The 12,457-nt window shown below is 48.5% G+C and carries 9 protein-coding genes; 4 read left to right on the forward strand and 5 right to left on the reverse strand.

Features of this window, described 5'->3' with window-relative positions; translation table 11 throughout:
• Positions 1–8: 8 nt before the first annotated feature.
• Positions 9–2,978 (reverse strand): autotransporter domain-containing protein, encoded by a 2,970-nt coding sequence (locus AC8GE9_RS02035; protein ID WP_506675441.1) that lies wholly within the window; start codon positions 2,976–2,978, stop codon positions 9–11.
• Between the two features lie 209 nt (positions 2,979–3,187).
• On the opposite strand from AC8GE9_RS02035, the gene AC8GE9_RS02040 reads away from it, so the two are divergent.
• The gene (locus AC8GE9_RS02040; protein ID WP_506675442.1) at positions 3,188–3,883 is read left to right on the forward strand and encodes an outer membrane protein; all 696 of its coding nucleotides are present in this window, start codon (positions 3,188–3,190) and stop codon (positions 3,881–3,883) included.
• A 42-nt stretch (positions 3,884–3,925) separates the two neighbouring features.
• Complete coding sequence (gene eat / locus AC8GE9_RS02045) at positions 3,926–5,311, forward strand: ethanolamine permease (protein WP_506675443.1); 1,386 nt, start codon at positions 3,926–3,928, stop codon at positions 5,309–5,311.
• Here eat and AC8GE9_RS02050 read toward each other — a convergent pair.
• The 3 genes from AC8GE9_RS02050 to AC8GE9_RS02060 form a co-directional block, all read right to left on the reverse strand.
• Complete coding sequence (locus tag AC8GE9_RS02050) at positions 5,251–7,284, reverse strand: AAA domain-containing protein (protein WP_506675444.1); 2,034 nt, start codon at positions 7,282–7,284, stop codon at positions 5,251–5,253. The genes eat and AC8GE9_RS02050 overlap by 61 nt on opposite strands.
• Positions 7,284–8,702 (reverse strand): glycosyltransferase family 39 protein, encoded by a 1,419-nt coding sequence (locus AC8GE9_RS02055; protein ID WP_506675445.1) that lies wholly within the window; start codon positions 8,700–8,702, stop codon positions 7,284–7,286. Before AC8GE9_RS02055 ends, AC8GE9_RS02050 begins: the two co-directional genes overlap by 1 nt.
• Before the next feature lie 268 nt (positions 8,703–8,970).
• A complete protein-coding gene (locus tag AC8GE9_RS02060; RefSeq protein WP_506675446.1) occupies positions 8,971–10,092 on the reverse strand; it encodes a choloylglycine hydrolase family protein in 1,122 nt (373 codons plus the stop codon).
• Between the two features lie 115 nt (positions 10,093–10,207).
• On the opposite strand from AC8GE9_RS02060, the gene AC8GE9_RS02065 reads away from it, so the two are divergent.
• Both AC8GE9_RS02065 and AC8GE9_RS02070 read left to right on the forward strand, forming a co-directional pair.
• Positions 10,208–10,816, forward strand: a complete 609-nt coding sequence (locus AC8GE9_RS02065) for a glutathione S-transferase family protein (protein ID WP_506675447.1) — start codon at positions 10,208–10,210, stop codon at positions 10,814–10,816.
• Positions 10,817–10,818: 2 nt separating this feature from the next.
• A complete protein-coding gene (locus tag AC8GE9_RS02070) occupies positions 10,819–11,568 on the forward strand; it encodes an SDR family NAD(P)-dependent oxidoreductase (protein ID WP_506675448.1) in 750 nt (249 codons plus the stop codon).
• Positions 11,569–11,574: 6 nt separating this feature from the next.
• Here AC8GE9_RS02070 and AC8GE9_RS02075 read toward each other — a convergent pair whose 3' ends face one another.
• Positions 11,575–12,438 (reverse strand): hypothetical protein, encoded by an 864-nt coding sequence (locus AC8GE9_RS02075; protein ID WP_506675449.1) that lies wholly within the window; start codon positions 12,436–12,438, stop codon positions 11,575–11,577.
• Between the last annotated feature and the right edge of the window lie 19 nt (positions 12,439–12,457).

Consider the following 12,457-nt stretch of genomic DNA (forward strand, 5'->3'; position numbering starts at 1 on the left):
TCAACGCATCAAAATGACTGCTGCAATTGTGCCTGCAGCAACTGTCCTCTGGATTGACCTGACAAGGTAGCTGAGTAAACCAAATTAAAACGACTCGACTGACCCAGACTGGCTCCGATACCTACTTCAACGACAGCTGAGTTTCTCGCAATGGGTGCCGCATTTACAGTGAAGCCAGGTCCTGTCGCAAACGCGAGAGTCGTTGTTGGAGACAAGTCTCCCCACGCCCGTTGCCAGCCTGCTGATAGGCCCACTTGCCAATTGTTTTTGTCAGTCTTCCATTGGTGGCTGAGTCTGGCGCCTAGCGTGCCAAATCCCGTATTTGCGTTGGTCACAAATCCCGTCAACCCGGCTTCTGCCCCTGACTCGCTAAACTTCGAGGTCTGCAGCCAGATTTGGCTGACCTGACCAAAGGGTGCAATCGTGGTGTGATGATCTTGCAGCTGGCTGAGTGTGATCGGGCTGCTAAGATCTGCAAAGAGTTGTGTGGATCTTGAGTCCACTGTTCCTTTGGCATTGCCTCGGTCATCGAGGGGCAGAGTACGTCTCATATTGGCCGAGTACCATGACTGCACTACGCCACTGTTAAGACGCAGCCTATTTTTATCATAGGTGCTATAAAGCATCACGTGATAGCCGTTGGTATTGGCGCTGCTAGAGGCCACTGAGGTATTGGTTGTACTAGCTGAGAATCCACCGCCAAGACGAAAATTTGTCGTCAGAGCATGATCTACCCCTAGAATTAGTCCACCACTATTTGAGGTCGCTTTCTTAGCATCAGCATTAGCACTGAAGGTGTCCCAGTTGCCGTAGGCCTGCGCCCAGACAGTCGTGTCTGCATTGGTCTGACCCACTCGCTGCAGTCGCGTCGTCGAACTATTACTCAGCCAACTGTCTTGCAACCTCCAGTTCATCACCTGCGCCAATAAACGGCTGTTATAAATGAGCGCGGCTTGGTTGGCACTGTAGATTTCGCCTGACCAGCCTTGATACAAATTAGGTAATTGGCTTGGGTTATCGTTTAACAGCACATCGTTAAAAGGCTCATCGCCTGAGCTTTGCGCATCAATCGCTTTGGCGACTGCCCGCTGATTGTTCGTCTGAGCAAAGCTAGCCATGGGTACGCTATTTCTCTGCACCACCAAGCCGAGATTGTCACTGCTTGGCATAAAGTCCAGATTAATAAATGTATAGTTGGTCAGAAATTTCGTACCTATGAGCGAGTTCGCTTGCAGGACAGGATACAGCCTATTTAAATACACACCGTCTTCGGCGGATAGTTTGAAAATAGCACCGCTGTCAATCACAGCGCGACCCGTGACGCTGACGAAGTCACTTTTTTGGTTTGCGTCAATTTCATATTGATAGACCGAGCCCGCTAAGAGATCAAGATCACCGCTGACCGTGAGCGTACCGACTGAATTTCCTGGCGACAAGATGCCAGCCATTGAGGTATTGCCAACGGTACCAATCCCCTGCAAAGTAGCGCCAGAGGTCACTGACAGATTAGAGCTCGCAATCGAGCCATCTACTCGCAACACACCACCCGTGATCGTCGTATCTCCTGTGTAGGTATTGAGACCCGTTAATACAAGGATCCCCTTGCCAGCCTTGCTAAATCCGCCAATTCCGGAAATGTCATTGCTCCACACCGAGTCATATCCCTTGGTGTCCACAGCAAAGATCGGTGCAAATATCGATGAATTTCCTGGGATCAGAGATGGATGCCCGAATTCGATCGGCCCTTTTACAGCGCGACCGATATTGATCAACCCGTGACCAAAATCCCGAATGGACTCAGAATTTTGGTTATTAATTTCTGTAGCCGTTGTTAAAAGCACTTCAATGATTTGCCTTGCTGTCATGTATGGAAAGGCCTGTCGTAACACAGCCGCTGCACCCGCAACAAAGGGGGCTGCCATCGATGTGCCGCTCCATTTTTCTCCGCCAGCATATGTATCCATCGGGACTGTCGAATAGATCGCTACACCTGGTGCAGTGATACACCAGTCTGCAGCAAGACCGCACTGATTACTAAAATTAGCGAGTATGACCGCACCGGTATTTGGATCGATATCCGCAGCGGTCACCGCAATCAGCGTACCGGCGGCGCTTGAGAAATCCGTTGCATCAATATCACTGAATGGAAGCTGGTTACTGTCCCAAGTAGAGGGATTATTACGATCAGCTGCATCTGTATAAATACGATAAACAGCATCTGCCGGATTACTCGTATAGCCAAGCGCGGTGTTGGCAGGTTTAATAAGGGGGATGATGGAATGACCCGCGGGTACTTTTGCAGCCAATGGCTGTAAAAAAGAGCTACGTTGATTACCCGCTGAAAAGACCATGACTACGTCAGCATCAGCGAGTTTTTTTATTTCTGATACGTAACTACCTACTTGGCTCCCAGACAAGAACTGAAAATTAACAATTTGGTAGTTTGGATTAAGACTACCATCACTACTCCCAAGGGGAGTTAAAGGCCAAGGTGTTGCGGGCGGTCCAAAGCTTCCGTTCATGACAGAAACCTTTGCATCTATTAATTGTTGTGTCCAGTTATTCGTCAAGGGATAACCTGTTTTAGCAACTACCACTACGTGAGCAATCGAAGCGTCATGTGCTACACCCACCATTCCTAGGCCATCGCGTGCAGCCGCAGCAACTCCCATGACATGGGTACCATGTTCTGGGAAATTAGGAAATTCTGGATTCGGAAAGGGGGCCTGCTGTGATGACCCCAAAATACGACCCACAAACTCTGGATGACTCAATTGAGCCTGGTCGTCTGCGATTCCGATTCGTACGCCTTTACCGGTAAAGCCTAGTGCCCAAGCATCAGCGGCATATGTGTATTGAAGCCCCCAGTTTGCGAAGTATTCTGGGGTGTAGAAAATGGAAGGTGTTGTTTGACTATTTGCAATAGTTGCCGCTGTAAACAAAGCAAGGCTGACACCAGCTTTTTTGTAAGAAACCATGAGTGCCCCTCCAAAAGCAGTACAACGGATTTAATAAAGCGGAACTTTGCTTAACTCGACAGGTGTGTTGTGTTTGCGGGGCGGAGGCTTTTGCTGATCGGACAGTGTTTGCTGATTTTATAAATCAATTGCCCACTAAAAAAATCCACCACAAAGAAGATTAAATAAGCTACAACATATCAAATTAGCCCATATATATAGGAACAGCAATGAAAATTAATTTCTTAGTTGGCTCTTTTGTCTTTGTCCTGAGCTGTTCGGCCTTTGCTCAAAATCAATTTGTCGGAGCGTATGGTCAGATTTCAACTGGTTATGAAAACAATACCGTGAGCTCAGCCCAATTGACTGGGACTGATTATGGTGATGTGCCTAACAAGACGAATACTCTGTCGACAACTTCAGCGTCAGCACCTCTTGTCTTAGGGTTGGGCTACACATTCAATTTGAAAAATAATTTCACAATGGGTATAGGGGTCGACTATTCTGCGTTCACCCAAAATACTCAGTCAGGTGGTTTTTACTATTTTGGAGATCGTAGCAATACCTATAATTATAAATTTTCAATCTCAAATCGTTTTAATGCATTCATTGCACCTGGGTATGCCATAGATCAGGATAAATTGGTTTACGCTAAGTTGGGCTATTCAATGCAATCTGTGCAATATAGCCAGACCAATTGTTGCTCCTCTCCATCGAATCAAGCTCAAGTGAGTGGCTATGTTGTTGGGCTAGGCTACAAGCAGTTCTTAACTAAAGCATTGTATGGATTTGTAGAAGCAAACTACTACGCTTATGGACGTCCTAATTTATCATCGAACTATTCGGATGGTCCCGGGGGAACGGTTTCCTCAAGTCCAAACGTCAATGCGTATAACTTTTTGTTTGGGTTAGGTTATAGGTTCTAGTTGCTTAAGGTTAGTTCATAAAATAAATAAAGCTCAACAAAGATGAACATCTCACATCCAATAGAAAAACCAGACGTCCTCAAGCCGGTATTGAATACCTTGCAGCTCTGGGGCATGGCTGTGGGCTTGGTTATTTCCGGGATCTATTTTGGTTGGAGCTTTGGCTGGGCTACGGCCGGGACACTAGGTTTCACGATCACGGCGCTGTTCATCGCCGCCATGTACACCACCTTTATCTTTAGCTTCACAGAGTTGACCACTGCCATCCCACAAGCTGGCGGACCCTTTGCATATAGCAAACGCGCTTTTGGACCGACCGGTGGTTATTTAGCTGGTGCCGCCACACTGATTGAATTTGTATTTGCGCCTCCAGCTATTGCGCTGGCCATTGGTGCATACCTGAACGTACAGTTTTCTGGGCTCGATCCCAAGATGGCGGCGTTGGGTGCTTATATCATTTTCATGACCCTCAATATCCTTGGCGTTCAGATTGCAGCCACTTTCGGGTTGGTCATCACGTTAGTGGCTATTTTCGAATTGTTGGTATTCATGGGGGTGGTTGCGCCTGGATTCTTGATGGAAAATTTTGTCAAAGGGGGCTGGTCTGGCCAGGACAGCTTCAGCCTGGCAACGATCCCCGGGATGTTTGCCGCCATACCGTTTGCCATCTGGTTTTTCCTGGCGATCGAAGGCGTGGCCATGGCCGCTGAAGAGGCCAAAGATCCCAAGCGTTCGATCCCGACTGCTTACATAGCGGGCATCCTGACCTTGGTGGTATTGGCCATGGGCGTGATGTTTTTTGCTGGCGGCTCGGGGGACTGGACGCAGCTCGCCAATATCAACGACCCGTTGCCTCAGGCCATGAAGATGATTGTCGGTGAGAGCAGCGGTTGGCTGCACATGTTGGTCTGGCTTGGCCTGTTCGGTTTGGTGGCGTCGTTTCACGGCATCATCATGGGTTATTCGCGTCAAATTTTCGCCTTGTCCCGAGAAGCCTACCTGCCCGCCTACTTTGCCAAGGTACACCCACGTTTCAAGACTCCGCATCGCGCCATTTTGGCCGGTGGCGTAATCGGTATCGCAGCGATCTTTAGCGATGAGTGGATCCAGATTGGTGGCTTGCCCTTGACCGCCAATATTGTGACCATGTCTGTTTTTGGCGCGATCCTGATGTACATCATCAGCATGTTAAGCCTGTTCAAATTGCGCCGTACCGAACCCTCAATGATCCGCCCGTTTCGGGCGCCGATCTACCCTTACTTTCCTGCGTTTGCCTTGGTGGCCGCCTTTGTCTGCTTAGTCACCATGATTTATTACAACCCCTTGATCTTTGGTATTTTCCTATCCTTCATGGTCCTTGGGTATGTCTATTTCTGCATGACAGTCCGCAATCGTGACAATTTGCTCGATGAGTCAGTGATTTCCTGAGCTTTGCGGTAGCCACCAATACGCTTGATATAGTTCAGCAAATCCACGAAAAAAGGATTGAAACTGAGCGTAGAGACGTCGCCGACAAGTAACAACTTGCGGCGGGCGCGAGTCATACCAACGTTCATGCGGCGGATGTCGGAGAGAAAGCCGATGTCACCATGTGAGTTACTACGCGTTAATGACATAGCAATAATGTCGCGCTCCTGACCCTGAAACGAATCAACGGTACCCACGCTCAGCATACGGGACAGGAGCAACGCGTTGAGCTTGTCGTTTTCCTCGATGGCATCCATCAAATAGTTAATTTGGGCGCGATAGGGTGCAATCACGCCAATAGTGAGTTGTTCGTGATCGTGCTCAGTTGGGTCATAGGGCGCAAGGAGTTGAGTGAGACGCACGAGCAGTAAGTTCGCTTCTTCGGGGTTTGCCGTTGAACGGCCCTCAGAAAGAGTCACTTCAAGAAAGTCGCAACCGGCCGTGTCGACAAACTCCACGGGTAGATCGGGCACAAAACGCGGATCATAAGCATCCAAGCCGGCGTGACGGACACTTTGGTGTGCTACCAATTGGCCTTTGTAGAACCTCTCCGAACTGAAACCCATGATTTGCTCGTGCATGCGGTACTGCACAGTCAGCATGCGAGCCGTATCAGGCTGGCGTTTGATACACTTTTCGAACAGGGTTTCGCGTAGGCCTTCGCGGGCAGCTTGTTCGCTTTTCACTGTAGGTGGCAGCTGGTGGTGATCACCTGTCAGAATAATCCGCTGGCCTTTGGCAATCGGAATCCAACAACCCGGCTCCAAGGCTTGCGCGGCTTCGTCGATAAAAACGGTTTCAAAGCTAAGGTGTCGAAGGTTGCGGTTGCTGGCACCCACTAGCGTGCAGGTGACGATCTGCACCGATTCGATGATGTCCTCGGTCATCACGCGCTCTAAATCGTCGGCTGCTTGAAACAGCATTCGCGCTTCTTCCTTAAGCAGCTGGCGCTGCTGCTGCTCCTCATAGCCAAAACGCCGAGTTCGCTGAGTGGCGGTTTCACGATACTGGTCCGCGGTTAGGCGCATCGCACGCATCTTACTGTAGCTTGGATGTGCTACCAAGCGGGCATCTAGCGTGTGCTCAAGCAGCAAGTCAGACACGCGGCTTGGGTTGCCCATTCGGATGACGTTGACGCCACGTTCCGCTAATTTTTCGGTGAGCAGATCTACTGCCGTATTCGAAGGCGCGCACACCAGCACACGTCGCTCGCGCCGAATGGTTTCTAGGATGGCATGCACCAGTGTTGTGGTTTTGCCCGTGCCGGGCGGTCCATGGATGATGGCAACGTCCTGAGCCGTGATCACATGGCGAAGGGCTTTAAGCTGCGAGTCGTTGAGCAGGTTGGGGTACAAAAGGTCGTCGGCTTTTTGAGCGCGAAAGCGAGCTTGTCGGGCTCCTAGCAATATGTCGCGTAATTCGGCTAAGCGATTTCCATATGCGCCCAAGACTTCACCTAGGGCGTTGTTCATTTCGCGGTAACTCACCTCATCGAAGGTGAGGTCAATGCCCAGTTTTCCTGCGTCATAGACCCAGTCTGGAAGTTCTTCTTTGGTGGTTGCCAGCAACAAATTATTGCGCCGAACACTCGTAATGACGCCGTTGAGTGTAGGCCGCTCGGATGAAGAATGGGCTGGCACATCACTGAACAGAGACGCATTTTTACCCACCTGAAACAAGTGGAGTTCCTGTCGGCTAGCAGGACGCACGATCTCCAAGATCATTTTGCCACCAAAACCAATGTCCTCTTTGGTAATGGTGACGGGGTACCAAGTAAAGCCGCGTCGCCGACGCTCCTTAATACTGGCGCTGGCATTTCTGAGTTTGAATTGAGCTTGGTCTTCCCTTTGCTCAAGTTGCATCAGTGCACGCACATGACGTAGTTCATCTTCAACAGCGCGATGGTCGCTGAGGATAGGATCGATGACAGTCATTATCGACAAGCGCCAGGCGACTCGGGTTCGATAATTGACCACTGAATTTGAAATGGCCTGACTTGTTTATATCTGTTCCAGTACAAATCAATCGTTCCAGTTTCGGTTGCTTGCTGTATGTATTGATTGAGATGATCTGTGAGCTGATATTGTGCTTGTGATAGGTCAAGAAGAATCAACGCACCACATTTTTTTATTAAGTCTGGAGTAATGGCAGGCGCTAGACTGGAAACGCCGTAAGGCATCACCAATGGTTGATCGCGAGACATCACTGAAGAAATCCCTGCGACCCATGTTTCACCAATGACCACCTTGAGTGGCCCACGCTTGTTAGCATTCCAAACTTGATCTGTTAACACTCCTTGCGCAGCAGCCGGATAATTTGCTCGACCGACCTTATTAAATACGTCAATGAGGATGCCATAATACAGGCCGTATCCACAGGCAATCGCGATATTGATCGTGAGGCCGATACGGACGACACGCTGCAATAAGAGTGAAGAGTCGAGTTTAGGTAGGAAACGCAGCGCATATAAACCGATCAATACAAAATATGCGGTCGCCCAGTTTGCATTCAAATTAATCCAAAAAGCACCTAGTACACAAGTGACAAGCATCGGTCCGTATGCTGTAAAAGAAACATAGCGGCTCTCAGCTGTATTGTCGGTGTGATACCCGAAGGAGAAATTGGAATCCTTGTCGCGTTTAAATAAGAGATTTACGACACATATAGCCACGATGAGAGGTGAAAGTTTACCTAGTTGACTCAGAATAAATTTTCCGACTTCAAAAAAATGATTCGTATCTGCTTGAAATTGATGTTGCATATAGCGGATGGGTGGTGCGTCTGTTCGTATCAACCATTCTATGTGTGGGACTATGGCGAGTGCACCAGCGATAAGGGCAATACCCACTCCAGTGAGTACGCGTTTGTTATGTGCGCGTTGATCACATAACAGCCAAATGCCCATGACAGCAATCCAAATGCCTGCAGCGTATTTCGTCAATAAACAGACTGCGCCTACTAATCCTAGTAACACCCATCTCCACCATTGTTGTTGTTGAACAGCCAATAAAACAGCCAACAAAAACAGAGCAGTCGGAAAAAGTTGGATCAGATTAGAACTGACTTGCAGTCCGTTTATGCTGTGATACACAACCAAGCTCGTTAAAACGACAGCCATGAGCGCACGTGCAGGTGTTGAAATCAATAGAGCAATTCGCCAAACAATCAAGAGCATCAGTGCAACATTGACCATACCAGCAAGGTAGGTGACCCACATCGCACGCTCAAATAATTCAACAAATAAATGTACCCACCAGGTACCAATAGGACCGAACTTTGGATATCCCCAGTCAAAATATTGCAGCCAGTTGAGTTCTTCGATGCTGTCTTTATGCGGAGCTGTTTGACTCACAACTGCAATAACAAACCATAGAATGCTATGAAAAGCGATATATGCCTGAGTGATGAAAGCAAGTTGGCGGTGGTTATTTATATCTAATTTATTTACACCAAACATCGATTTTCCAATAAAGCATAAACAAGATGTAATTGTACTAAATCATAATCTGCACAGTACTTTCATGCATGAACGTTTAGCCATGTCTCTATCTCGTTGTACTTTCGTCTTCGAATGCTGTGACCTTAAGACGAAAACGTCCTAAGGCCTTTTTTTGGAAAAGTTACTTCAATATTTCTGCGGTTAAATCATTTTTCGGGAACGGTAACTGATCAATCACCCAGGTTCTTGATTTTCCAGATTTAAACACCTGATTGAGATCAATCTCGATAAAGTTTGTACGATTTGCATAGTTTGTAATCTTCATGCGGTTATTGTTCAAATCTTTCAGATTGACCCATTGTGTGTAGTCGGAAAAAACTCGTTTACCATCTGTAGACCGAGCAACGCCAGCAGGCATGTCCACGTTATTCAAGAAATGCCCAGCCAATTGAACCGCTTCAGTACTATTTGATGCTTGATAAGCAAATTGCTTGAGATACGCTTGTCTGACAAAACGGGAAGGTGGGGTGTAATCTGCAGACAGTCCCATCAAACCGCCACCCTGTCCAAGCTCTGTCACGTTTGTACCGTTTACTGAGATAGAGGGTGTTGCTGTAGAAGTAAGCGATAAATAGTTTCTAACATTATTGAGATGCCATTCATAGGTTGGTGCGTTGGTCAATACGCCCGCTACATTGTCATGAATCACCATTTGACCTTTCACAAACTCTACGATGATGCTGTCACCGGTTCGATCGGTTAATACATAATGCAACCAAGGCGGCGTTGGAATACCTTTGACCTCGCTTGCGTCATACCAGACTTTATATTTTGGAATTTCAGAGCGTAGTTCTTTGACCGAGCCAAACATTCCTAAGATAAAGCCGCCAAAGTTAATCACAGAAACATAGTTTTTATCTTGGGGTGTAACGGTTTGGTACTCAGTAAAGCCAGGTAAAAAATTACCGCTCATGGCGAGGCCTGCTTCATTTTGCCCCTCTAAAAATGCAGGCGAACCCTCTAACACCCCAGGGGCAATCCCAACGAACGCATACTTGCTAGAGAGGTTTGTTGAAGGGAGTTTCATCGAGGCTGGTGCAGTCATCGGAATGTTTGTTCCCTTTGGGTTTGCAACAAGCTCCCACTTCATGTCAAACGCCCACTCCATGGTCCTACCTGCAACAACAGCACCATCTTTTGCGACGACATTCACGGCTGTACAAGCATTGCCTATCAAGGGGGTAAAAGCGAAGGTCGTTGCAACGAATGCTGCAACTATTTTTTTGATCATTTGTTGTTTCATGGGGAATCCTTGAGGCGGGTGGAAGTAGAATTCAAAACAGTACCCTGACTCAGTTTACTGTTTATACACTTGTTGAATCTTAAGAAAATTTACTATTTTTGTAGGCGGAACGAATATGCTGCTTTATGACATGACTGTAGGGATGAACCCGCGCCGCGTGCGTATTTTTTTAGCCGAAAAGGGGCTTATGATTCCGACGCGTCAGGTCGATGGCGTCAAGCGTGAAAACCTCACCCCAGAATTTCGCGCGATGAACTCTCTGGGAAAGGTTCCAGTGCTTGAGTTGGATGACGGTACGTTATTGACCGAGTCCGTCGCGATCTGTCGCTATCTTGAGGCACTCCATCCAGACAAACCACTTTTTGGTCGTACTGATTTAGAAAAAGCCCAAGTCGATATGTGGACCCGACGGATCGAGTTTGAAATCGTTGCTCCGATTGTCAGCCACTTTCAGCACACAGGCGAATACTGGATTGGTCGCCTCACGCAAGAGCCCGTCTGTGGCGAGTATGCGCGTAATCGGGCATTTGATGCATTTGCTTGGCTCGATCGTGAACTCGCCGGTCGCGAGTTTATCGCCGCGGATCACTACACGATTGCAGATATTGTTGCCCAATGCGGCTTTCTAGTCGGCAAGGCGACCGGTACACGTATCCCACCTGAGCTCAAAGAACTCAATCGCTGGTACACCTCTGTGGTGGCACGTCCGACCGCGAGGGCATAGCAATGAACACTTCCACTGCGGTCACAACGCAACAAAAGGTTTGCTTGATCGTAGGGGCGGGGGATGCAACGGGGAGTGCCATAGCAAAACGCTTTGCACAAGCAGGCTTTACGGTTTGTGTGACACGTCGTACACCCGAGGCTAGCGCAACATTGGTGCAAAGTATTCAAGCAGCGGGTGGTCGTGCGTTGGCCTATCAACTCGATGCGCGCCGCGAGGACGAGGTCATTGCACTCTTTAAAAAAATTGAAAGCGAAGTGGGATCCCTGGAGGTCGTGGTCTTTAATGTGGGTGGGAATGTGCGCTTTCCGCTGCTCGAAATGACCACAGAAAAATATTTTAAAACTTGGGAAATGTGCGCGCTGGCCGGCTTCTTGGTCGGACGCGAAGCCGCGCGGTTGTTGTTACCTAAAGGGCGTGGCACGATTTTGTTTACAGGAGCAACGGCCAGCTTAAGGGGCGGGATAGGTTTCAGTGCCTTTGCGGGTGGTAAAGCGGCGTTGCGGGCTTTAGCGCAGAGCATGGCACGAGAGTTTGGTCCACAGGGCTTGCATATTGCCCATATCGTGGTGGATGGTGTGATTGATTCAGAGCGTGTTCGCAGCACGCAACCAGAGCGTGTTGCGGCCTTGGGACCTCGGAGCTTGCTTGAACCAGACAGCATTGCCCGCGCGTACCTTTGGCTGCACGAACAAACCCCTGATGCCTGGACCTTTGAGTTGGATCTGCGACCAGGGGTGGAGAAGTGGTAGTTTTAATTACTTAGGAAACACAAAAGTGACAGTCGCACGAGCTCCCCAACCTGTCGCGCCACCTGGTATTGAGCTCAAGTAGTAAATTCCGCCAGCACTGAATTGCACTGGCAATCCGCCGAAGACTTCTAACTTTGATACGCCAGCATAGAGCGGGTTTGAGGTGCGACGCGCATCATAGTTGTACTGAGCCTGCATATTGGCAGAGAAAGTCCAGGAATTTTTGTTGGTGTAGGCGAGAAAAGGTTGGCCATACAGATTGTTCTGTGTTCCATAAGAAGGATCTCCTCCCACGCTCCAGGACTGATAACCTAACAGACCATAAGTCCAAGGTCCATCTCTGTTCAAGACAACACCTGTCACACCCACTCCCGTTTGCTGCGAGCCGTAAAAACCGTTGTTGTTCAAAGGTGCAGAGAGGTAAGGGCCAATACCCCAGATCCAGGAAGATCCAGTCTTGGGTGCATAAAATGATTCAATCGTAATATTGGATATGCCGAAGCCGTTCTGGCCATTCACACCGTTCAAATTAACAGCCGAAAGAATGGGTCGAACGATAAATAGATCACCACCGCTCAAATTAATAGGCGCCACAGGCTGCAGCAAAAAAGTCTGATCTTTGCCTTTTTCATTCGCTCCAATACCACGATTGAATTGAACCTGGATCGGAACTGAAACCATATTCGCGATCGGATTGGCGAGCTGCTTGGCAATTTCCTGCGTGTCGAGAGGCGCTTTGGAAGGCGCTGCGTTTGCTGACTTTTCTTTTTCAGCGGCACCAACGCTCGCTGAAATTCCTTGTGCAAAGGGAGCGCTCACTAAACAAGTTGCAAGCAACGCAGTCGAAATAACTTTTAAAAAGGAAGTCATGAAATTTCCAAAAAATATC

It is taken from the genome of Zwartia lucis (assembly GCF_965234455.1).
Lineage (GTDB): Bacteria > Pseudomonadota > Gammaproteobacteria > Burkholderiales > Burkholderiaceae_B > Zwartia > Zwartia lucis.

What these genes read in the sequence shown, in the direction of transcription:
- AC8GE9_RS02035 (WP_506675441.1), bottom strand. Translation starts at nt 2,978, where the DNA reads ATGGTTTCTTACAAAAAAGCTGGTGTCAGCCTTGCTTTGTTTACAGCG.
- AC8GE9_RS02040 (WP_506675442.1), top strand. Translation starts at nt 3,188, where the DNA reads ATGAAAATTAATTTCTTAGTTGGCTCTTTTGTCTTTGTCCTGAGCTGT.
- eat (WP_506675443.1), top strand. Translation starts at nt 3,926, where the DNA reads ATGAACATCTCACATCCAATAGAAAAACCAGACGTCCTCAAGCCGGTA.
- AC8GE9_RS02050 (WP_506675444.1), bottom strand. Translation starts at nt 7,284, where the DNA reads ATGACTGTCATCGATCCTATCCTCAGCGACCATCGCGCTGTTGAAGAT.
- AC8GE9_RS02060 (WP_506675446.1), bottom strand. Translation starts at nt 10,092, where the DNA reads ATGAAACAACAAATGATCAAAAAAATAGTTGCAGCATTCGTTGCAACG.
- AC8GE9_RS02065 (WP_506675447.1), top strand. Translation starts at nt 10,208, where the DNA reads ATGCTGCTTTATGACATGACTGTAGGGATGAACCCGCGCCGCGTGCGT.
- AC8GE9_RS02070 (WP_506675448.1), top strand. Translation starts at nt 10,819, where the DNA reads ATGAACACTTCCACTGCGGTCACAACGCAACAAAAGGTTTGCTTGATC.
- AC8GE9_RS02075 (WP_506675449.1), bottom strand. Translation starts at nt 12,438, where the DNA reads ATGACTTCCTTTTTAAAAGTTATTTCGACTGCGTTGCTTGCAACTTGT.